Here is a 20,403-nt window from a genome sequence, read left to right on the forward strand (position 1 = left end):
TCATTGACATTCTTGACTAACATTAGTACCCCGATAGGGGGCAGTATCTAGTAAACCTTTCCTGTGCTTTAACTGAATCAGGGAATAGATCAAATTTGGGTCTTGCAAGTGAAGCTTGTTATCCTTGTATCGGATACGGTCAATAGATACAATCCTCCTATCCGCGTACCCCAAAAGCTCAACCGGAACTTGGTGAACATCATTAGCCTTAAGTTGTTTAAGGTCGTTTGGTGTCCAGTTTGTTATCTGAATGAGATTCTCTGTATTCTTAACGTAATTGTTATCGTGAGCCAATTTTCGTAACCTATAAGCAGTTGATTCAGATACGTCTAAGGTATCTGCAATAACTGAAAGGGAAATAGGGGCAACGGTTGGCTCGGAGCCTCGGGATTTTCGCTCTGTCCGTTGCCCTTTTCCCGTTTTAGCAAGTGAAGCTAACACTACACCTACCAAATAAGCCTTAATAGTCTTCAAATCCTTTGGGTACATAATAGCAGCTCTCCCGAACTTCCATCCCTCAATCTCGTGTACTCGGTCTAATCCACGAAAAAAATACCAACCGTTAGCAGTATCCTTGCCCATCCAATTTCTGTTTAACAGCCACTTAAAATGCCTGTGAACGGTTCGGGGTGAACTATCCGTTGCAGATCCTATTCTGTGGGCTGGTTTATCGCTTGTACGGGCCTTTCCAGAGTATAGGAAGTGAGAAGCCAGGTAAGTACCCGCCTGCCTATAGTAACCCTCTGATAGGGAAAATAAGGCCATTTCCACGGGTATTTTGAGGTAAGTTGTATTCATCGTTCAAGCACCCCCGAATTGGATTTATTGGGGAATAGGGAGCTTTGAACCTTGGGCTTGAAATATTTTGGATCTGTAGAATAATATTTTGCCTTGTGCTTTGTGATTTCGCACTTCTTTTCCTCTACAACTGTGATGATTCCACGCTTTTCAAAGTCGGCCACGTATCGGGTGAGATTGCATCGCTGGATGCCGGATTTGACAGAGGCCATTTTGGTGGTCATTGGCCTTTCTTTGAGGCATTCATAAAACCTTCGCATTTGAGCCTTTTTCGTTGAGTCTTTCATTGGTCGTTCCTCTTCTTTGATGTGCACTTTTAAAGAATAACCGTATATTTAAACGGTCGTTCTTCGGGGTCGTGGTTAGTGCCACGGCCTTTTTTATTGCACGGGTTCCAATTCAGATTCTCTTTTCTCTTCAGCTTTGGGATCGGCATAGGGACGGCTCTCAAACCAATTCTCAATGGTTCGAGAATCCCATCCTACACATCGATTACTGAATTTTTTTCTGGGTGGGAGTTCGCCTCTCTTCTGCATTCGCCAAATTGTAACGCGGGACACGTTCAACATGTCAGCTAGGTCGGAGGGGCGCAAAATGTGAAGTGATTTTTCCATAATTGAAGCAGCTTGTTTAGGGGTTTCCTGTTTCTTTCTGCTTCAGTATAAATAGTATGAAAGGAGGGAAAAATAGACTTTCTAAAATTCTATAAGTCCTTGGCGCTCAAGGATGAATAATAATTCTTCACTTCTTCTTTTTTTTCATTGATGCTTAACTTCCTCCATGCACAAAGTAATTGTGCGAATGGGATCCGCATACTCTTTTGAAATGCCTAAATCTTCATCCTTTTCCTCAAGTATCTGTTCTGCGATCCACTTTTGAATAGGATAACCCTCTTCATCTTTGTTTTCTTCCTCTAGCCTATTCCTGTTTTCTCTATAATAATCCCTTATACCCTTCTTCACCTTGGCATTTTTGGGCGGCCTGCCTCTTTTGGTTGGCTCCGTACCATCTGCAGATTCTACTTTATAAATCTGATTTTCAGCTTTGTCTATCTCTCTTTCAAATAACCTTAATTTCCGATCAGCCCAATTTGGTTCAACCTTGCCACCCATTCGATGTGCTCTTAGTTGAGAGAGGCCCGTCTGTAGCTTCTCAACTCTCTTTGTGGGATCATCGATTTTAAGTGTTTTCTTTATCTCATTATCGTAACGCTCCTGTAAGACTTCAATTTCTCTTCTCAGCTTTTCTTTCTTAGCCTTAAGGTCTTTATAAGCTTTTTCAGTGCTGCGCTCAATTTTCACCTTAAAAAATCCATCTTGTTCACTCATAATTATCCAATTTTACCTGCAATTTTTGATTCCTGTTTGTCCTCTAAAATCTGTTTCAGTTTGTGGCTCCATCGATTCATGGCCTGCCATCTCTCTTCTTTGTATTCATGCTTATTATACGCAGCCGTTATCGTGCTTCCGGCTCCCGGTTTCTTATGGTTTAGGATCTTACTCAACACCTGTGGTTGCACGGCTAACCCGGCTAATCGGGTGGCGAAGGTGGTTCTTAAGCTGTGTATATTGAACTCTGGCACCTTAACCCGTTTTCTTATCCGTTGTGGTGGCTTGCCGGGGTGGGCAATGTGGCCGGATTGTACCGGGCTGGTAAAAACATAATCACTTCCATTACCTAGGCTCTCAAGTATATCAATAGCCATATCGGAAAGGTAAACAAAGTGCTTGGTCTTGTTTTTTGTGTTGGTGGGTGGGATCTCCCATATCCGTTTCTTAAAATCAACATGCTGCCATTTCATTCTACGGGTTTCCCCACACCGTTGGCCTGTTAGCAGCAAAAATTTAAATAAGCTCCCCACCGGGTCACCATAATCTGTAAAGCCTTTCCAAAGCTTACGGATCTGCTGGTCATCCAATGCCACATTTTTATACTTAGTGCCCTTATCTTCGCGCTCCGGCGTCTTTATCGTTATTTTTTGGGCAATGTTGGCATCAACCAAACCTTTATCCATTGCAAATTGAAAGATCCCGGATAGTATCGTTTGCAAATATTTAGCTTGTCCGGGTGCTGTTTTGGCTTTTTTATTCAAGAAGCTTATTAGCGTTCTGCGCTTTACGTCCTTTATAGGTAGCTTTGTATTTAACGAACGTGTTATAACCCTTATGCGTCGCTTGTAGTCGTTCTGTGTGTATTCTCTTAGGGTCGGCAGATGCTCCTCTTTATAAGCTTCTATTATCTCCTCAAATGTTTTAGGCTTCGGCCTGCTCTTCTTAGCTTTCTTCTCTTCTAAGGGGTCGGTTCCGTGATTAACTTTGTATTCGAGTTCCCCCGCTTCTTCCCGTGCATCGGCCAAACTGGTTTTGGGAAACCGGCCAATCGTAAATCGTTTTACCTTGTCATTAAACCGATACCGATACACGAAAGACTTTGAGCCGTTCGGAGTTATTCTAACAGCCAGGCCGGACGTGTGTTTGTCGTATATCTCAATTCTCTTTTCCGGTGCTGGATGATTGCGAATAAAGGGATCTGTCAGCTTAAGTTTTGACATAATACTATAGATTGAATTTGTGCTCTCGGGACAACATAGGGACAACAAATATTTTAACGCCCTGAAACATTGTTCAATACAAAGTATCCTTTAAAGCCATGATATTCAACAGTTTAAGCAACATTTTTAACGGAAGTGAAACATTGCGAAACTCATACCTTAACGCTCTCGTAAAGCGTAGGTCGTCGGTTCGAATCCGATCTTCGGCTCTCACCTCCTCCCATTGTAACTTTTGCTTACCCCACAGAACGTTGATCCCACGAAAAAATGTTTGAAAAAGTAATATTGCGATAGTTTTAAACACAGTGAGGCTTTGGCCGCGGACAACATCCGGGTTGGCAAAGTCTCTGCATAACACGAGGGAGGTCACAATATGTATGAAGATTTAGCAGAAGCCGTAGAGGATGTACAGGAGAAAGGGTATACTCATCTGTTTGAAGTGGAGGAAGATGTGCTATGCTGCGAGGAAAAAGAAAAAGAGCAGCGTTATCCTGTGGATCAGCTTACAATTGTTGCAACCTACCAGTTTGACCAGGGAACGGACCCGGGAGACGATTCTGCGCTGTACCTGATCGAGACCGATTCGGGCGTGAAGGGCTACCTGGTGGGAGGTTCTACGATCTACAAGGATCGGGAAAAAGCGGAATTCCTGGATCAATTGTTGTGGAAAAATAATTTTTAAAAAAGGAGCCTTTCCTGTTGCATGGAATTGGAAAAAGGTTGTAATATAGCAGGTAATCATCCGACAGGATGAGGGTCCAATGCTGTTCGCTACGGGCAGCGTCTGGGACCATAACCTGACAACTGCATGGTGCTTAAAATGGATAAAAAGCCGAATAAACCATCCAAAAAAGAAGCCAAGGCATCTTCGGAAAGACCGAAGGCCGAAAGCAAACCGAAAAGCAACAAGAAGTAATTCTTGAATCCAACTTGTTCCGCATGGTTGAATGGGAATCAAGTTAATGGGTAAATTGAGAGCTGGCCCCGGGCAGGCGGATGTATCGAAGCCCGGAGGCCGGCTTTTTTATTAATGTAGTTTACGATGTCTATATCAGAAGAGCGAGAGTACCTGTTTGTGTACGGTTCACTGCAGCGTGGTGCCAGCCATCCCGCCCATCGCATATTATCAGCGTTTGCTGATTATATATGCAAGGCTGAATTCCATGGGCATCTTTTTTTGGTGGAAGATTATCCCGGTGCGGTTTCGGCATGTGGAGATGCCAGCCGGATACGGGGCGAACTGTACCTGCTCAGTGACGCCCAAAAAGCGTTTGAGCGGCTGGATCGGTATGAGGGTTATGACGCCTTTGATCCGGATAATAGCCTGTATGTACGGAAAAAGGAGAGTGTGTGGGTTGCTTCATCAGAATATGTCAATCCTGTTACAGCCTGGATATATCTTTATAATCGTTCAACGGATGGATTAACGGAGATACGGTCGGGTGACTACCTTTCATACATTCGACAGCAGGATCTTTGTTGAAGGGGATGTGATTTTTAGCTGTTTCTTTGCCTGTATATTATTATCATTTCCAAAAATATATTATCTGCAACGTTAAATAAATCAACCTGGTTTGTTACAACGACCTACTTTTGTTCTGCTGGCCCTGTCTCTGCTGGTAATATTAAGCTCATGTGGTATAACTTCCCGGGTGACGGAACCGTCCCGGCCTGCTCCCGGCCGGATGAACAAGGCTATCGAAACCGGAGTTGCCAGCTGGTACGGGCCCAACTTTCACGGGAAGATGACAGCAAACGGAGAGATCTACAATATGAATGCAATGACTGCGGCTCACCGCACGCTTCCGTTCAATACGTTTGTTCGGGTACAAAATGTCGACAATGACAAGTCGGTTGTGGTAAGAATAAATGACCGGGGACCGTTTAAAGACAACCGTATCATTGATCTCTCACGGAAGGCCGCCCGGGAAATTGAAATGATCGGTCCGGGTACGGCCAACGTCCGGCTCTATGTAGTTGAAGGAGACAGGCAGCAGATCATGAACCGGGATCTCAAAGTTTCAACATACACGGTACAGGTCGGATCGTATGAGGATGAGAGTCGCGCAGTCGATGTGTCAAATGAGATTGAAGGGACCAGGATAGAACAGTTTACTTTGAATGACGGAACAAGCGTGTATCGCGTTTACTACGGTATTTTTACCGATAAGGCAAAGGCTGAGAAAGAGCAGCAAAGGCTCGAACGCCGGGGATATAATGGGTATGTAAAACAACTGGAGAACTCGTAGGTTTCTGGCATTTTATATGTAAGGAAACCTGGTAAGGGATTGTGTACGGGCAAGATAATGACGTGGCTTTCCCCGTGATGCCTGATTGACCATTTGCTACAATAGTGCATATGCCAATAAATATTGCTTCTCTCGGATGGAATCGACCTGGTTTAGCCTGGAAAATAGGGTGATCTTTGAAATCCATATAAAGGTGGAGATCTTAGCAGACTATTATCCGGAATGTTGGGCGCCCGTTTATAGTTATTTCCTTCGGTTATCAACCTAAAAGAGAGCATTTATGCGTAAAAAAATAATAGTTATTGGCAGCGGCTTTGGAGGATTGGCAACAGCGTCCCGACTGCTTTCCCGCGGACATGAAGTAGAACTGTTTGAAAAAAGGGATAAGATCGGCGGCCGGGCGTACGTCTATCAGCTAAATGGGTTCACGTTTGATGGCGGTCCCACCGTGATTACTGCTCCATTCCTGTTTGACGAGATCTTTGAGGCGGCGGGTAAAAGAAGGGAAGATTATATCGAGTTTGTTCCCTGCGATCCTTTTTATCGTATTTTTAATCATGAGGGCAGGAAGTTTGATTACAACGGAGATCACGCTTTCGTGCTGAGCGAAATTGAAAAATGGAATCCCGGAGACAAGCAGGGATACACCGAATTTCTTAACAGCACCAAGGCTATTTTTAATAAGGGATTTACAGAACTTGCCGATCAGCCGTTCCACAATATTTGGGAGATGGTAAAAGTCATTCCCGACCTGCTTAAGCTGGAATCTTATAAAACAGTATATCGCTACGTGTCTCAGTATATTGAAAATGAGTTTCTGCGGAGGGTGTTTTCCTTTCATCCGCTGCTGGTGGGTGGCAACCCGTTTGATACGACCTCGATATACGCGATGATTCATTACCTGGAACGCGAATGGGGTGTCCATTATGCCACGGGGGGAACCGGATCGATCGTAAACGGGCTGGGTCGATTGATTGAAGAGCAGGGCGGGACGATACACCTCAATGCAGAGGTGGATGAAATACTGGTTGAAGAGGGTCGCGCCCGGGGGGTACGGTTGGCAGGTGGAGAGGTGCACCAGGCCGATCAGGTTGTTTCTAATGCGGATGTTGCCTATACGTACCGGCACATGCTGCCGGAATCCGTTCGGTCGACTTATACAAATCAGAAAATTGACAAGATGAGGTACAGCATGTCCCTGTTTGTTATTTATTTTGGGACCGACCGCCGGTACCTGGATTCGGGACTTGCTCACCACAATATTATTCTGGGTGAACGGTACAGGGGACTGCTTGAGGATATTTTTCACCACCATAAGCTGGCAGATGATTTTTCGTTGTACCTGCATATGCCAACCAAAACGGATCCCTCACTGGCGCCGGAGGGATGTGAAGCTTTTTATGTACTCTCACCCGTACCCAATCTTGGAAGCAACACGGATTGGGAGGAGAAGGCACCGGAATATCGTGATGCTATCATGGACTTTCTGGAGGAGAACTATCTGCCGGATCTGCAGGAGCATATTATTGCCGAACACTACATCGATCCTATTCACTTTAAAAAGACCCTGAACAGTTACAGGGGTTCAGCGTTTTCTGTTGAACCGATTTTGACTCAATCGGCCTGGTTCCGGCCGCACAACAAGTCGGAGGATGTTGAAGATCTGTTTTTTGTGGGGGCGGGTACGCATCCGGGGGCCGGACTGCCGGGGGTGCTCTCGTCCGCAAAAATTGCAGAAAAGCTAATCGGACCGGCATAAAATGAAAAGGCCGGACCTATAAAAGCCCGGCTTCTCACATATGCTTCTGGTTATAGGGAGGACTTTGCAAGAGTCATTTTGGCCAATAGCGGCATTTTCGCGGATTCGAAATCCTCATTTATGAGAGATAAACTGCGGTTCCGAATCCGTTCAGGAGTTGATCTTGACCAAAACTCCTGGCTTTTTCAAAGCTCTCTAATATTTGAATTATCTGGCTTTCACTTCTTCCTGGAGGGCATCCCAGTCGGCCAGGAACTTTTCAAGGCCCCGATCTGTCAGCGGATGCTCGAGCAGCTGTTCTATGACGTTGAGAGGCATGGTGGCTACATCGGCTCCCAGGCGCATACACTCCAGCACGTGCATCGGGTGCCGGATGCTGGCTGCGAGTACTTCTGTTTCGAGCCCGTAGTTGTCATAAATGGTAACCACATCCTCAATAAGCTGGATTCCGTCAGTCGTAATATCATCCAGCCGACCGATGAAAGGGGAGATATAGGTAGCACCTGCTTTGGCAGCTATCAGTGCCTGGGGAGCGGAAAAGCAGAGCGTGCAGTTGATTTTGATGCCTTCCCCGGAAAGTGTCTTAATCGCCTTGATACCATCTTTAATCAAGGGCACTTTAACAACAACATTATCGGCAATGGCGGCCAGGTGCCGTCCTTCAGCCACAATGTCTTCATACGTAGTTGAAACAACCTCGGCCGAAACATCACCCGTGACGATATTGCATATTTTGGCAATATGCCCCTCAAAATCCTCGACTCCAATTTTAGCGCAGAGACTGGGATTTGTTGTTACACCATCTAACACACCTAGGTCGTTCGCTTCCTGTATTTCATCCAGGTCAGCGGTGTCAATAAAAAATTTCATAACGGAATATTGATTTTATGGTTGGTTCTTCACTTAATCCACGTTTAAGATAAAAAAATATTGCTGAAACTTTAATATGTATCTATCATGTTGCATATTAACAGAGGGCAGCAAAATAGTTGTCCGGTTTTTTAATAAATAGTTGGTATCTATCTACAAAAGCTTAACAAAATAAAGGATTTTAAGCAGTATGAGCCGTTCTAAAGATTTTACCCTTGGAGTACTGTCCGGCGCACTGGTGGGGTCGGTAATTGCCCTTCTGTACGCGCCAGACAAAGGAAGTAATACCCGTAATGTGATCTCTTATCGCCTGAGCAACTACCTGGATGAACTTACCCACGTGATTGACAAATTGTCTGATGAAAAGCACGCCATCTCTGAAGCCAAACGAAAAGGCGATGAGGTCGTGGAAGATGCACGCAAGCGAGCGGAAGACTTGATCCGAGAGGCGGAGGACCTGTTGCACACTATTGAAGAAACAAAAAACGAGGAAGAAGTGGACTCGTAGGGTACAATAAAGAGAGCGTCGGGTCCATATAAGAGATCCGTAATCCAGGGTTGTAGGAAATCAAAATAATTGTTCCATAAGCCACTCCTGTATATTGTCGGTACGAAAATGACTAACCTGCATTTTTCACCAGGAAATTTGTTCTTCTGCAAGTCGAAGGGAAAGTGGCCGCGCAGACGTACCTTCGTACTTGAGCAGGCGATTTCCCCATTTAAGGGGGCTTTGCAAAACCCTCAAGTTCTCGTTCTGAGGGAGTTATACTCTCGTTAAAAGGGCACCAAGGTCGGTAGTACAACTATCTCCCAACAAAATGGCAGGTTCTGCAAAGGCCCCCTTTAACGCAGCTGGAGGGCAAATTTCGCGGCACGTTATCCCCCCTGTTACATACAATGGTCTGCAAAATATGATGTAAGATACTGCCTGCCATTAGGGTACATAATTTCATTAAAAAATTATCGTGAGAAATGCAGGCTAAATGAAAAAGGCGTGGCTCCCGCTGGAGCCACGCCTTTTGAAAAGAAATAAGTTGTTAACGGTCAGTTCTGAAGTTTAAAGACAACCGGCAAGCTGTACTGAACGCGCACGGGGTTTCCACGCTGTCGACCCGGTTCAAATTCAGCCTGTTTTACACAACGGACCGCTTCTTCGTCAGCGCCCCCGCCAATGCCTCTCGTTACTTGAGGATTTTCAACCTGTCCCTGTTCATTTACGATAAACTGAACAATAACACGGCCTTCAATTCCGGCCTTGCGTGCCATTTCTGGATAATTAACACAGCTTTGCAGTGCAGCCAGCCCCCCTTTGAGTTGAGGCATGTTTTCAACTACTACAAAGAAGTCTTCCTCTTCTTCCTCCTCTTGACCTTCGTCGGGTGGCGGAGGCATTTCAAGCTTGTCCTGCAGGTTCAGGTCGGCGCTAATGTCAAAGTTTTGATCTTCCACTATTTCGTCATTCGGAACTTCCACGGGTACGGGAGGTCGCGGGGGAGGTGGGGGCTTCTCCTGGTGCTCGGTTTGGGTGATCTCCTCCATTTCAACCACTTCTTGTTCCTCGGTTAGATCCACATTCTTTTGTTCGCTGCGGAAATCCAGCTTCATGGCTACAATAAAAAGGATCAGTACTACAATTAAGCCACCTTGAAGGAAGACCGTATAATATTTTCTTAAGTCTGATTTTGGTTTTTTGCGTTCGGTACGCATGAGAACCTCCGTTTTCAGGCAATTAAATTATCATTACTTATTAAAGTATTTTATATCGATCCCAATATATACATTAAGATACATTATATAAACTATGCTGGCAGCGGTGTAGTTCCATCGGTTTTTTTACATAAAAAAAGGTGTGACCGGTTTCAGCGGCCACACCTTAGGGATTTAAACTCAACTAGGGAATGTTGAGTCAGGGGAAAAATAATGGGAAAGAATTTATTTCATTAAAGGTTGCTTGAAAGACTATAGATAACTGGCACCGTAAACTGCACACGAACGGGGTTACCACGCTGTTGACCCGGAACGAACTCCGCGTTCTTAACACAGCGAATAGCTTCCTCGTCGGCTCCGGCTCCGATTCCCCTTACAATCTGGGGATTGTCGACTTTGCCGTTCTCATTAACGATAAACTGCACGATTACCCGGCCTTCAACACCCGCCTGCCGTGCCATGTCGGGATAATTGACACACTGCTGGATGGAGGCCAGTCCCCCTTTGAGTTCGGGCATCTGTTCAACTACGACAAAGAAGTCTTCGGCATCCTCCTCCTGGTTTTCAGGGGGGGGAGGAACCTCCAGTTTATCGTGGAAATTGAGATCAGCGTTAATATCGATAGCCTGGTCCTCAACAATTTCGTCGTTGGGGACTTCCACCGGAACAGGAGGACGGGGGGGGGGAGGTGGTTTTTCAATGTGCTCTGTTTGCACAATTTCCTCCATTTGAACGACCTCTTGTTCTTCTGTGAAGTCAGCCTGTGCCTGTTTGCCACGAAAATCGATTTTGGTAGCTGCCAGGAACAGGAGCAGTACGATTATAAGTCCGCCCTGGAAAAAGAGCGTGTAATACGTGCGCAGATCAGCTTTGGGATTTTTACGATCAAGTCGCATGGGATGATAACGTTTGTTGGGATTGAGATTGAATGATTGTGATTCTGGTTGTTATTTAGCAGTTCTGCCTTAACAGAACTGGAACTAATTTATTTTAGTTAAAACAGAAAGTCAACTAATAATATTAATTTAATATTAATATTTGGTTAATTGTTTAATTCGAAAAGTTAATATTGGCTTATTTGTAATAAAAGTCTAATAGCTATTTGGTATCCGGTTCATAAAGATCTTCTATCAACCATTGTCAGTTATTATGAGTCTGATTCATTAGGTCCTCAAATGAATTGCCAAAGAAAAGCATTGAATATAAATTTCTTGTGAAGAGCGGCAGGGAGAGAAGTTTCTTAATCTTTAGTTAATATTGGGAGGGAAAAAACGAAATTAAGAAAGGGGAAAGGAGAAAAAGGAGAGTGCAGCAGTCGATACTGCTGCACTCTTTGTAGGTCGAACTAGTTTTGAAGCTTGAAAACGATCGGCAGGCTGTACTGAACGCGTACAGGATTTCCCCGCTGTCTTCCGGGCTGGAAGCGTGCTTCTTTTACCGCTCGCAAAGCCTCTTCGTCGCATCCACCGCCAATACCGCGTACAACACGGGGATCTTCCACTCGGCCCTCTTCATTCACGATAAACTGAATGATAACACGGCCTTCAATTCCGGCCTTACGTGCCATTTCCGGGTAACGTACTTTCTGTTGGAGTCCTGCAAGTCCACCGATAAGCTCGGGCATGTTCTCAACCACAACGAAGAAATCTTCTTCCTCTTCTTCCTCTTGGTCGGGTGGCGGAGGAGGCATGTCAAGGGGAGCATCCAGGTCCAGCTCCGCATTCAGGTCAATAACCTGATCCTCAAGCACCTCGTCATTGGGAACCTCAACGGGCACCGGCGGGCGGGGAGGGGGTGGTGGCTTTTCAATTTGTTTGGTTTGTATCACTTCTTCCATCTCTACAATTTCCTGTTCCTCGGTTAAGTCAACGTCTTTAACTTCTGAACGGAAATCGATCTTGACGGCCGCAATACTTGCGACAAGTGTTATTATAAGGCCAATTTCAAGAAATACGGTATAGTACTTCTTCAAATCAGCATTCGGGTTTTTTCTGTTAGACATGGTAATTCAAACGTTAGGGTTACTGCTGACTAGTAAAAGTCCTTCAAGATATCAAAATTTGAATTCCATGCAAGTTGAATTGCAATAAATTTTAATTCCGGTCAACTTTTGTGCAGAAACTGAGGTATGGTCAGCTACCTGACGAGGGGCCCCAAATTTTAAGAAGCAAGACAGCCCCGATGGCGCCGAGCGCGTCAAAACAGAAATCAAGAATATTGCCGTGACGGTTGACGGGCAGGAGGTATTGCAAAATCTCGATAACCCCACCGAAGAGGACACCGACTGAAAAAATTTTCCACAGATTTACATTTTGCGGGTACTTTACCATGCTGTAGAGACCTATCAGGAAGGTCCACGAACCGAAAAGCAGCAAGTGACCGATTTTGTCGTATGACCAGATGGTGCTTTTTGAAAGGTAGTCAGCAGGAATTAAGGTAAGAAGGAGAGCTGCAATGGTCATTCCGGTGATACAGAAAAGCAGCAGCGTGGGGTGCTTGCTGAAATAGCGAGTTAGAAATTTAATCATATCAGATCGTTGGGCTCGAGGAATCGATTCTTTTTATTGGATGATTTCTTTTTTTCATAGCCGTGCAGAAGTCCCAAAGCAGCACTTTTAGCGGGTGGATTTCCCAGGGACCAGTAAGCCCCGATCTTGCCTGCAAGAATGTCGCCAAAACCGGCGCGGGCAAATACACGGGTATCGTAACGGGTTAAAAGGCATTTGCCGGATGGTGTTCCAATAACAGAAGGAAAACCTTTAGAAACAACAGTAATATTTTTTGTGGAGCTGATTTCTCGTACGGTCTCAAGCCGCTCGCCTCCGTCATCAAATGATGAGGACGACAGCTTGGCGAGCTCCCCGGGATGAGGCGTTAAAATCCACGAAGCCTGGTCGGGCTTCTGCCAGTTTTGTTGCTGCCCCAGGCACCACAAGCCGTCGGCATCGATCAGCAGGCGCCCAGTAAACTGTTCAAAAAAAGCGGTGGAAAATTGCAGCGTGGACGGCGCTCTCCCGATGCCGGGTCCGAATAGCACATTTCCGGGTTTCTCATCGATTATCTGAATCACGCTGTCCAGTTGCTCGATGCTCAACGAAGTGTCGTCGGGAGTACCTACCGGCTTTTTGATGATTTGCGGAAGCGTATGCTCAAAAACCGGAAGGATGCCCCGGGGACAGATAATAATGACCGCTCCCACTCCTGCCGCCCACGCACTTCGGGCGGAGAGGATGGCTGCCCCGGTCAACCCTTCGGACCCGGCAATCAGGTAGAGTGCCCCGGCGTCATATTTGTGTTTTGCAGGCGGGTACTCAGGTTCGTTAACCCACGAACGGTCCAACAAAAAATTGTTGCAGGTTTTTAAATAATTGGGGAAGGGAAGCTCGCAAAGATCGATCTCCCCGGTGCAACTGTATCCATCCTCGAGATAAAATCCCAGCTTTTGGCTGCCAAAGGTGTAAGTTGTGCTGGCCTGTATAGCCATTCCCATTATCTGTCCGGTGTTGGCATGCAGCCCGGTGGGAATGTCGATACTGTATATGGGGCGATCCACCTCGTTTGCCCACGCCACGGCTTTGGCGTAGTCGCCCCGCAGTTCACTGTTGAGTCCCGTTCCCAGCATGCCGTCAACTATGAAATCCAGTTCAGCAAGCCCGGATTTTTTGAATTGGGGCCAGCCATTAATGATGGTTACCGGTGCGGAGGTGGAATCATGTTCTGCAATTTTCCGTAGGAGCTCGAGGTTTTGTTCGGTGTCGTCAGAAAGCTCTTCGGTTCCGTTTATAAAAAGTAGAGTGGCTGCATGCCCGTGTTGAATCAGATAGCGTGCAACGACCAGGGCATCGCCTGCATTGTTGCCTTTGCCGCATAGATAAAGGCCGTGAGCATTGGCTGGCAGTTCGTCAAGCAGACGCTTGGCCGCAGAACTGCCGGCAACCTCCATCAGGGTAAATCCATCGATACCGAACTGCTCAATCGTAGCCTTGTCCATCTGTTGAGACTGCTCAGCCGTTGACAGGTAAAAGGGATGGGGAGGGAGCGTTGCCTTCATAACGGTTGCCAAAAATAAAAGATTAAAAGGATTTCAATGGAGGTAAAGATGATACCCGCGGCAGCACCGCCGATGAGTTCGGGGATGGTATGGATATCCAGGTGGAAGCGAGACCACATCATCACCGGTAAAAGTATTAAAAGCATACTTAAGGAAAAAACAACTGCCATGGATTCCGAAACGCCCATCTTCCAAAAATAGAAGAACAGCAGGATGATGCCTCCACTGGCGATCGAGGCGGCATGGATACTCACCTTCCACCTGCGGTTCAGCAGATAACCAATAATGGGATTGATGAGAAATACCCAAGAAATAAGCGTAAGAAACGGCCTGTGAAGGTAGAAATAGATTCCGAGGATCAGGCTCCCGATCGATGAACTGGCAATGCCGAGCAGGTAGAGCTGGTTTCTTGACTCCCGGCGCGGCAGATCCAGAGATTCTATTTTGCCCACCTTCAGCATTGAGAGGGCTGCGAGCAGGGGGACGACCGTATAAAAAAGCAGTGACAGGCCGGTGAGCCAGCCCAGTTCAGCAGGCGAAATCCCGTTGTACACTCCCACCAGGATAAAAACAAACGGTGGAATAAAAAGCGGGTTTGCCAAGTCGGAAATCCACCGTGCAAATTTTTTAACATGGGGAGAATACACTCCTTGAGATGGCATCACGTTCTGTCGGATAATTTATGAGAAATCAGTAGGCGCGGGCAAAAAGGACCCGTTGTTCGGAGGGGGCCCCGGTTACCATGCATGTACCGGACTCACCCTCTTCCAGGGGAATACAACGGATTGTGGCCTTGGTTTCTTCTTTAATTTTTTCTTCGGTCTCAGCCGTTCCATCCCAGTGGGCATAGATAAATCCGCCTTGCTCATCCAGCACCTCTTTGAACTTATCGTAGGAGTCGACTGTGGTCGTTTTGTTATCTCGCCGTTCTTTGGCGGCGTTGTAGAGATCTTGCTGGATCTGGTCGAGCAGGTTGTCAATGCGTTCTCCCAGTCCTTCCCGCTCGACGATATTTTTATCCAGGGTATCGCGGCGGGCCAGTTCCACATTATTGTTCTTAAGATCTCTGGGACCCACGGCAATGCGCAACGGAATGCCTGCTGTCTCATGCTCATTGAATTTCCAGCCGGGGTTGTAGTTCTCCCGGTCATCGAGCTTTACACTAATGTCGAGATCGTCAAGTTCATTCCGGATGGAATCGGCATACTCCAGCATCTCCGCTTTTTGCTCGTCATTTCTCCAAATAGGTACAATCACCACCTGGGTAGGAGCAAGCCTGGGCGGGATAACAAGCCCCTGATCGTCAGAGTGGGTCATGATAAGCCCCCCGATCAGTCGTGTTGAGACGCCCCAGCTGGTAGCCCACACGTATTTGTGCTCACCATCCTTGTCCTGGAACTTTACATCAAATGCTTTGGCAAAATTTTGCCCCAGAAAGTGAGAGGTCCCCGCCTGCAGGGCCTTGTCATCCTGCATCAGGGCCTCAATACAATAGGTCTCCACCGCACCGGCAAACCGTTCGGATTCGGTTTTCACCCCTTTAATGACCGGCATCCCCATAAAATCTTCGGCAAAGGTGCGGTATACTTCCAGCATCCGTTCGGTTTCTTCGATCGCCTCTTGTTGAGTGGCGTGCGCGGTATGTCCCTCCTGCCACAGAAATTCCATCGTGCGCAGGAACAGGCGCGTGCGCATCTCCCACCGAACAACATTGGCCCACTGGTTGATGAGGATTGGCAGATCGCGATAGGATTGAATCCAGTTCCTGTAGGAATCCCAAATAATGGTTTCGGAGGTGGGGCGCACGATCAGTTCCTCTTCAAGTTTGGAGTCAGGATCCACTTCCACCCCGCCGTTGGTGCTTTGGAGACGGCTATGCGTCACCACAGCGCACTCTTTGGCAAAACCCTCAACATGCTGGGCTTCTTTGGAAAGAAACGATTTTGGAATAAAAAGGGGGAAGTAGGCGTTCTCATGACCGGTATCTTTGAACATGGTATCCAGGGCCTGCTTCATGTTTTCCCACAATGCAAAACCGTTGGGGCGGATCACCATCGATCCACGCACAGGGGAATGATCGGCGAGCCTGGCTTCCCGGATTACATCTTGATACCATTGTGAATAATCTTCATCTCTGTTTGTGATCTTCTTAGCCATGAGTGACGCTGTCAAATACTATGTTAAAGTTGCTGTTCTCGTAAGAGCGCTAAAATAACGCGAAAAACAAGAGGGGGCAATGGGTTATTGGATACTTGTTGCTGGTTATGTGTGAGAAGCAGGTAACATCCATTTGTAGTTTCGAATTGGCTGAGACATTATTAATGAACACGCCCCAAATTTCATGTTCCATGATAAGGAAGTATGAAAAAGTAATATTATGGATTTAAAATTGTTTCTATAAATCGTATATTTGGCAACTCTTGATAGGAACGGCTCTTAGGCCGCAGGAATATGAGAGAATAACTGTTGAAGTTATAGGAGGTTATTGGCAGCCGGTACCTGGCACAACCCAAAGAACCAATAACCGCGAAGCCAGATTTGGCGTGGTAGCTCAGTTGGTGAGAGCGTCGGATTCATAACCCGGAGGTCGGCGGTTCGATTCCGCCCCACGCTACTACTTTTATGCACTTCGCTTTATTCGTCCCGCTTCCGGAGGACATTCCAGTTAAATGCAGTATCTGGCCTTTCAGGTGAGTTTTAAATGGGAATATCTGCTACTTGCCATTTATTTGCGGGAGTCACGGGGCAAGATGGTTTTTCTCATTTGATCGGTTTACAGGGAGTGGAATAGGCGGTTGTCCTAACGATAGCAAGTTGATTTTTTCCGGGAGACAAAAAAATTAGCAGCCCTCCAATCAAGGACGACTGCTAAATATCATCTACAGACGGCTATTACCCCATTTGCACTCCTAACATAATCGGCAGATGGGGACCCATCAATAGATAAAAAATCGTAAATTTATATACGTAAAACTATGTATGTAAAAAGAGTTTTATAAATAAATGAAGTAATAATTTTAGATATCCAAAAGGAATTAATAGTATAAGTTATTATGATTAAATATCTGTTTTTTAATTAATTACTTATAATCATTTTACTTTGTTGAAGGGGCCGATACTTCTACTATGGATATCCACGATGGGATGGGTGAGGAGTTTTGCAGGGCGTGCATAGAATTAGCAGCCCCCCGGTCAAGAGTGGCTGCTAAATGTCATCTACAGGCGATCAGTATCCTAGTTGTGTATACGAACATACATGCAATTGGAAAGGTCATCAATCGAAAAAAAGGCGTAATTTGGTACGTGAAAGTTTGTACTCCGACACCGGAATTAGGTTGAAAGAGATGGCAGCCGCGATGCGTTCACTCAAGTTGTTGTGGCTGGATATCGAACAGCCCTAACTATTGAATCGAGAACCAAGCCCTGCGAGTGGAGCAAATTGAAAGCTTGTATTCCTCGTTTTAAGGCAGGTACAAAAAAATTAGCAGCCCTCCAATCAAGGATGGACTGCTAAATATCATCTACAGACGGCTATTACCCCATTTGCACTACTAACATAATCTACACAGCGACACGCATCAATAGATAAAAGGCCGTATTTTGGATACGTAAAATTACGTATTTATGTAAAAAAACAGTTCTCTGCTACTCAGAGGGAACAAGATTGTTCTGCAGGGCGAAGCGAACCAGGCCGGCGGTGTTTTTAATTTCCAACTTCTGCATCAGGTTAAATCGATGGGTGTCAACGGTTCGTGGACTGATATACAACTGATCTGCGATCTCCTGGCTGGTATACCCCTCGACGATCAATGTCAAAATTTCGTGCTCCCGTTTCGTAATGTTGATATCCAGCTCCTGCGGCTGTTCATTCGGTTTGTTGAGGTACGAGTTGGTAATCAATTTGGAGATGGGGTCGCTGAACACTTGCTGCCCTTTCATTACCGAACGAATCGCCTGCAGCAGGTCCGACTTTTCGGCATTTTTCAGCAGGTAGCCGTTGATATCGGCCTCAAGCACCTTGTCAAGGATATCTTTGTCAATATGCATGGAGAGAATCAGGATTTTTACCTCGGAATCAATATTGCGTAGTTCTTTTGCTGTTTCAATTCCATCCTTTTCAGGCATGCTTATATCCAGCACGCATACATCCGCAGAGTGCTCTCTAAAAAGTTTAATGCATTCATCTCCCGTAGAAGCCTCACCGACGATATTGATATCTTCTGCTGAGGCTAGATATTTTGTCACTCCAAATCGAAGAATTTCGTGGTCATCAGCAACCACAACATCTATCTGTTGCATGTAGTACACCCCGCCTGGTTTGTCGACCCTCTAGTTCATCACTTAAAAAAAAGAGATGATGAATCATCTATATAATTCAAGGTAATTATTTCACTCACTTAAGCAAATGGAAAAGCGCTAGTTCTGCAAATTAAATGATTATAACATAACCAAACGTTGATGGGGCAACGATCATTCTTTTGCTGCCTGAAACCGATGAAGAGGGTCTTCCCCCGACGGTTCTTCCTGTGTTGCCCGGCCTCCGATATTCTTTGTATAATCGTTAGGCGATTGGTTGCCATATTACTTATTTTCAGCCTTTTAACTGGAAAAAGAAACATTGAACAATAGTTTATGAGTTTGAAACGTACGCACACCTGCGGTGAACTTTCCGAGCAGAACATCGGAGACCAGGTAATATTGAACGGTTGGGTTTCTGCGCGGCGCGACCTGGGCGGGGTTATTTTCATTGACCTGCGCGATCGCTATGGGATTACCCAAATCGTGTTCAAGGAAGAGGCCGGAGATGTCCATGCCATTGCAGAAGAGATCCGGAATGAGTATGTGCTGGGAATCAAGGGGCGCGTGGAAAAACGCTCGGAAGAGACGGTGAATCCCGATATAGGCACCGGCAATATTGAAGTGTTTGTGGATGAGGTCAGGATCTATTCTGAATCGGAAACTCCACCTTTTGAGATTAAAGATAACCTGGAGACCGGGGAAGAGCTGCGCTTGAAATACCGTTACCTGGATCTGCGCCGCAATGAGGTGCAACAAAATATGATGCTGCGTTCGGATGCGTATCATTCGATTCGCACCTATTTCCACAACCGGGATTTCGCGGAGGTGGAGACCCCCTTCTTAATGAAAAGTACTCCCGAAGGCGCCCGCGACTACCTGGTGCCCAGCCGGGTGAACCCGGGAAAGTTTTTTGCCCTGCCGCAGAGTCCCCAGACGTACAAGCAGCTCCTGATGGTATCGGGATATGACCGCTATTTCCAGATTGTGAAATGTTTCCGGGATGAAGACCTGCGGGCCGATCGCCAGCCCGAGTTTACACAGATTGACGTGGAGATGTCGTTTGTGGATGAAGATGAGATCATGCATACCACCGAGGGGCTGATGCAGAAGTTGATGAAGGATACGGTGGAACAAGATATTTCCGCCCCGTTTCCCCGTATGACCTATGAAGAGGCGATTAAAACCTACGGAACTGACAAGCCGGACACCCGGTTCGGGATGGAGTTTGTGGATTATTCGGAACTGGTGAGAGAGTCGGAATTCAGGGTATTCTCCAAAACAGTTGAGAGCGGTGGCGGCGTGCTGGGCATCAAGGTGCCGGGCCAGGGTACGATGGGCCGTGGAGCCCTCGACCGCCTGACCGAGCGCGTGCAGGACGAGGTCGGCTCCAAGGGACTCGTCTATATCAAGCAGAACGAGGAGGAAGGCACAAAATGCAGTGTCGGGAAATTCCTGAAGGATGAGACGATACAGACGATGATTGACCAGGCGGATGCCGAGATGGGCGATCTGATCCTCATACTTGCCGGACCCAAACCTACGGTCTACGAGCAGCTGGGCGAACTTCGCCTTATGATGGGCCGGGAACACGGCATGATTGATGAATCGCAGTATAACTTTCTCTGGGTGACTGACTTTCCGCTGGTGGCGTGGGATGAAGATTCGCAGCGTTATCATGCCCTGCATCACCCCTTTACCTCACCCAAGACTGCGGATATCGAGAAGATGGATTCGGACCCCTCCGAGGTGAGCTCGCGGGCGTACGATCTCGTACTGAACGGATATGAGATCGGCGGCGGGTCGATCCGTATTCACAACCGGGAGCTCCAGCAGAAGATGTTTGCTCTGCTGGGCATTGACGATAAAGAAGCTGAAAAACGGTTTGGCTTCCTGTTGGAAGCTTTCAAATATGGCGCCCCGCCCCACGGCGGTATCGCGCTTGGGGTCGACCGGATCGTGATGCTGCTTTCCGGTGGCAAAAGCCTGCGCGATGTGATCGCGTTTCCCAAAAACCAGAAGGCTCAAAACCTGATGGACGGAAGTCCCGATTATGTGGACCCGGAACAGCTGGACGATTTACACATTCGGCTGCAGGAAGATATTAAAGAACAAAACTAGG

The 20,403-nt window shown here is 46.6% G+C and carries 20 protein-coding genes and 1 tRNA gene; 7 read left to right on the forward strand and 14 right to left on the reverse strand.

The window, feature by feature from the left end:
* The 5 genes from ACG2F4_RS14350 to ACG2F4_RS14370 all read right to left on the reverse strand — a co-directional run bounded on the left by ACG2F4_RS14350 (position 1) and on the right by ACG2F4_RS14370 (position 3,349).
* A complete protein-coding gene (locus ACG2F4_RS14350; protein ID WP_395261572.1) occupies positions 1-582 on the reverse strand; it encodes a hypothetical protein in 582 nt (193 codons plus the stop codon).
* A gap of 212 nt (positions 583-794) precedes the next feature.
* A complete protein-coding gene (locus ACG2F4_RS14355; RefSeq protein ID WP_395261573.1) occupies positions 795-1,085 on the reverse strand; it encodes a hypothetical protein in 291 nt (96 codons plus the stop codon).
* Between the two features lie 93 nt (positions 1,086-1,178).
* Positions 1,179-1,412, reverse strand: coding sequence for a helix-turn-helix transcriptional regulator (locus ACG2F4_RS14360; protein WP_395261574.1), 234 nt, complete (start codon positions 1,410-1,412; stop codon positions 1,179-1,181).
* A 144-nt stretch (positions 1,413-1,556) separates the two neighbouring features.
* On the reverse strand, positions 1,557-2,126 hold the full coding sequence (locus ACG2F4_RS14365; protein ID WP_395261575.1) for a hypothetical protein: 570 nt from the start codon (positions 2,124-2,126) through the stop codon (positions 1,557-1,559).
* Positions 2,127-2,128: 2 nt separating this feature from the next.
* Positions 2,129-3,349: a tyrosine-type recombinase/integrase gene (locus ACG2F4_RS14370; RefSeq protein ID WP_395261576.1), complete on the reverse strand. Its 1,221-nt coding sequence runs from the start codon at positions 3,347-3,349 to the stop codon at positions 2,129-2,131.
* Between the two features lie 373 nt (positions 3,350-3,722).
* Between ACG2F4_RS14370 and ACG2F4_RS14375 the strand changes: the two genes are divergently transcribed.
* The 4 genes from ACG2F4_RS14375 (at position 3,723) to ACG2F4_RS14390 (ending at position 7,357) form a co-directional block, all read left to right on the forward strand.
* Positions 3,723-4,031 (forward strand): hypothetical protein, encoded by a 309-nt coding sequence (locus tag ACG2F4_RS14375; RefSeq protein ID WP_395261577.1) that lies wholly within the window; start codon positions 3,723-3,725, stop codon positions 4,029-4,031.
* Positions 4,032-4,391: 360 nt separating this feature from the next.
* A complete protein-coding gene (locus ACG2F4_RS14380; protein WP_395261578.1) occupies positions 4,392-4,832 on the forward strand; it encodes a gamma-glutamylcyclotransferase in 441 nt (146 codons plus the stop codon).
* Positions 4,833-4,923: 91 nt separating this feature from the next.
* Positions 4,924-5,598 carry a septal ring lytic transglycosylase RlpA family protein gene (locus ACG2F4_RS14385; RefSeq protein WP_395261579.1) on the forward strand — a complete coding sequence of 225 codons (675 nt, stop codon included), beginning with the start codon at positions 4,924-4,926 and terminating at the stop codon, positions 5,596-5,598.
* Positions 5,599-5,878: 280 nt separating this feature from the next.
* Positions 5,879-7,357, forward strand: coding sequence for a phytoene desaturase (locus ACG2F4_RS14390; protein ID WP_395261580.1), 1,479 nt, complete (start codon positions 5,879-5,881; stop codon positions 7,355-7,357).
* Between the two features lie 207 nt (positions 7,358-7,564).
* Here ACG2F4_RS14390 and fsa read toward each other — a convergent pair whose 3' ends face one another.
* Positions 7,565-8,227, reverse strand: a complete 663-nt coding sequence (gene fsa, locus ACG2F4_RS14395) for a fructose-6-phosphate aldolase (protein WP_395261581.1) — start codon at positions 8,225-8,227, stop codon at positions 7,565-7,567.
* A gap of 190 nt (positions 8,228-8,417) precedes the next feature.
* On the opposite strand from fsa, the gene ACG2F4_RS14400 reads away from it, so the two are divergent.
* Complete coding sequence (locus ACG2F4_RS14400; protein WP_395261582.1) at positions 8,418-8,735, forward strand: YtxH domain-containing protein; 318 nt, start codon at positions 8,418-8,420, stop codon at positions 8,733-8,735.
* A gap of 536 nt (positions 8,736-9,271) precedes the next feature.
* Here ACG2F4_RS14400 and ACG2F4_RS14405 read toward each other — a convergent pair.
* The 7 genes from ACG2F4_RS14405 to proS form a co-directional block, all read right to left on the reverse strand.
* Positions 9,272-9,934: an energy transducer TonB gene (locus tag ACG2F4_RS14405; RefSeq protein ID WP_395261583.1), complete on the reverse strand. Its 663-nt coding sequence runs from the start codon at positions 9,932-9,934 to the stop codon at positions 9,272-9,274.
* 233 nt (positions 9,935-10,167) lie between these two features.
* Positions 10,168-10,830 (reverse strand): energy transducer TonB, encoded by a 663-nt coding sequence (locus ACG2F4_RS14410; RefSeq protein WP_395261584.1) that lies wholly within the window; start codon positions 10,828-10,830, stop codon positions 10,168-10,170.
* A 449-nt stretch (positions 10,831-11,279) separates the two neighbouring features.
* Positions 11,280-11,936, reverse strand: coding sequence for an energy transducer TonB (locus ACG2F4_RS14415; protein ID WP_395261585.1), 657 nt, complete (start codon positions 11,934-11,936; stop codon positions 11,280-11,282).
* Positions 11,937-12,066: 130 nt separating this feature from the next.
* Positions 12,067-12,462, reverse strand: coding sequence for a VanZ family protein (locus ACG2F4_RS14420; RefSeq protein WP_395261586.1), 396 nt, complete (start codon positions 12,460-12,462; stop codon positions 12,067-12,069).
* Positions 12,459-13,985 (reverse strand): NAD(P)H-hydrate dehydratase, encoded by a 1,527-nt coding sequence (locus ACG2F4_RS14425; RefSeq protein ID WP_395261587.1) that lies wholly within the window; start codon positions 13,983-13,985, stop codon positions 12,459-12,461. Before ACG2F4_RS14425 ends, ACG2F4_RS14420 begins: the two co-directional genes overlap by 4 nt.
* Positions 13,982-14,647, reverse strand: coding sequence for a hypothetical protein (locus ACG2F4_RS14430; protein WP_395261588.1), 666 nt, complete (start codon positions 14,645-14,647; stop codon positions 13,982-13,984). Before ACG2F4_RS14430 ends, ACG2F4_RS14425 begins: the two co-directional genes overlap by 4 nt.
* Before the next feature lie 28 nt (positions 14,648-14,675).
* Entirely contained in the window at positions 14,676-16,142 is a 1,467-nt protein-coding gene (gene proS / locus ACG2F4_RS14435; RefSeq protein WP_395261589.1) for a proline--tRNA ligase, read from the reverse strand.
* Positions 16,143-16,525: 383 nt separating this feature from the next.
* Between proS and ACG2F4_RS14440 the strand changes: the two genes are divergently transcribed.
* Positions 16,526-16,599: transfer RNA gene (locus ACG2F4_RS14440), tRNA-Met, on the forward strand.
* Positions 16,600-17,630: 1,031 nt separating this feature from the next.
* Here the strand turns inward: ACG2F4_RS14440 and ACG2F4_RS14445 are convergent.
* Positions 17,631-18,284 carry a response regulator gene (locus ACG2F4_RS14445; RefSeq protein ID WP_395261590.1) on the reverse strand — a complete coding sequence of 218 codons (654 nt, stop codon included), beginning with the start codon at positions 18,282-18,284 and terminating at the stop codon, positions 17,631-17,633.
* 333 nt (positions 18,285-18,617) lie between these two features.
* On the opposite strand from ACG2F4_RS14445, the gene aspS reads away from it, so the two are divergent.
* Positions 18,618-20,402 carry an aspartate--tRNA ligase gene (gene aspS / locus ACG2F4_RS14450; protein WP_395261591.1) on the forward strand — a complete coding sequence of 595 codons (1,785 nt, stop codon included), beginning with the start codon at positions 18,618-18,620 and terminating at the stop codon, positions 20,400-20,402.
* Position 20,403 lies beyond the last annotated feature (1 nt).

The organism is Halalkalibaculum sp. DA3122 (assembly GCF_043951865.1).
Lineage (GTDB): Bacteria > Bacteroidota > Rhodothermia > Balneolales > Balneolaceae > JAMQKA01.

What these genes read in the sequence shown, in the direction of transcription:
- ACG2F4_RS14360 (WP_395261574.1), bottom strand. Translation starts at nt 1,412, where the DNA reads ATGGAAAAATCACTTCACATTTTGCGCCCCTCCGACCTAGCTGACATG.
- ACG2F4_RS14420 (WP_395261586.1), bottom strand. Translation starts at nt 12,462, where the DNA reads ATGATTAAATTTCTAACTCGCTATTTCAGCAAGCACCCCACGCTGCTG.
- ACG2F4_RS14350 (WP_395261572.1), bottom strand. Translation starts at nt 582, where the DNA reads ATGGGCAAGGATACTGCTAACGGTTGGTATTTTTTTCGTGGATTAGAC.
- ACG2F4_RS14380 (WP_395261578.1), top strand. Translation starts at nt 4,392, where the DNA reads ATGTCTATATCAGAAGAGCGAGAGTACCTGTTTGTGTACGGTTCACTG.
- ACG2F4_RS14365 (WP_395261575.1), bottom strand. Translation starts at nt 2,126, where the DNA reads ATGAGTGAACAAGATGGATTTTTTAAGGTGAAAATTGAGCGCAGCACT.
- ACG2F4_RS14400 (WP_395261582.1), top strand. Translation starts at nt 8,418, where the DNA reads ATGAGCCGTTCTAAAGATTTTACCCTTGGAGTACTGTCCGGCGCACTG.
- ACG2F4_RS14415 (WP_395261585.1), bottom strand. Translation starts at nt 11,936, where the DNA reads ATGTCTAACAGAAAAAACCCGAATGCTGATTTGAAGAAGTACTATACC.
- aspS (WP_395261591.1), top strand. Translation starts at nt 18,618, where the DNA reads ATGAGTTTGAAACGTACGCACACCTGCGGTGAACTTTCCGAGCAGAAC.
- ACG2F4_RS14375 (WP_395261577.1), top strand. Translation starts at nt 3,723, where the DNA reads ATGTATGAAGATTTAGCAGAAGCCGTAGAGGATGTACAGGAGAAAGGG.
- ACG2F4_RS14430 (WP_395261588.1), bottom strand. Translation starts at nt 14,647, where the DNA reads ATGCCATCTCAAGGAGTGTATTCTCCCCATGTTAAAAAATTTGCACGG.
- ACG2F4_RS14410 (WP_395261584.1), bottom strand. Translation starts at nt 10,830, where the DNA reads ATGCGACTTGATCGTAAAAATCCCAAAGCTGATCTGCGCACGTATTAC.
- ACG2F4_RS14390 (WP_395261580.1), top strand. Translation starts at nt 5,879, where the DNA reads ATGCGTAAAAAAATAATAGTTATTGGCAGCGGCTTTGGAGGATTGGCA.
- ACG2F4_RS14355 (WP_395261573.1), bottom strand. Translation starts at nt 1,085, where the DNA reads ATGAAAGACTCAACGAAAAAGGCTCAAATGCGAAGGTTTTATGAATGC.
- ACG2F4_RS14425 (WP_395261587.1), bottom strand. Translation starts at nt 13,985, where the DNA reads ATGAAGGCAACGCTCCCTCCCCATCCCTTTTACCTGTCAACGGCTGAG.
- proS (WP_395261589.1), bottom strand. Translation starts at nt 16,142, where the DNA reads ATGGCTAAGAAGATCACAAACAGAGATGAAGATTATTCACAATGGTAT.
- ACG2F4_RS14370 (WP_395261576.1), bottom strand. Translation starts at nt 3,349, where the DNA reads ATGTCAAAACTTAAGCTGACAGATCCCTTTATTCGCAATCATCCAGCA.
- ACG2F4_RS14445 (WP_395261590.1), bottom strand. Translation starts at nt 18,284, where the DNA reads ATGCAACAGATAGATGTTGTGGTTGCTGATGACCACGAAATTCTTCGA.
- fsa (WP_395261581.1), bottom strand. Translation starts at nt 8,227, where the DNA reads ATGAAATTTTTTATTGACACCGCTGACCTGGATGAAATACAGGAAGCG.
- ACG2F4_RS14405 (WP_395261583.1), bottom strand. Translation starts at nt 9,934, where the DNA reads ATGCGTACCGAACGCAAAAAACCAAAATCAGACTTAAGAAAATATTAT.